This is a genomic window from Streptomyces alboflavus, assembly GCF_000716675.1.
GTDB lineage: Bacteria > Actinomycetota > Actinomycetes > Streptomycetales > Streptomycetaceae > Streptomyces > Streptomyces alboflavus.
In genome coordinates this window covers 1-211 of sequence record NZ_JNXT01000168.1, presented here as the reverse complement: position 1 = coordinate 211, position 211 = coordinate 1, and the positions used below count along the sequence as shown (strand labels likewise).

The 211-nt window shown below is 67.8% G+C and carries 1 protein-coding gene; it reads left to right on the top strand.

From position 1 onward, the window contains the following. Positions 1-211: ACP S-malonyltransferase (locus OO63_RS41195; protein ID WP_033265001.1), on the top strand; the 211-nt coding region annotated here is incomplete at both ends.

Here is a 211-nt window from a genome sequence, read left to right as displayed (position 1 = left end):
CTCCGGTGAGCGGGCCGCGCTGGAGGGTCTGGAGGAGAAGCTGCGGGGTGAGGGTCGCAAGGTGCGGTGGCTGAAGGTGTCGCACGCCTTCCACTCGCCTCTGATGGATCCCGTCCTGGAGGACTTCCGGGCGGTCGCCGAGAAGCTGACGTATCAGGACACCGCTCTGCCGGTGGTCTCGAACCTGACCGGACAGCTCGCCACCACGGAG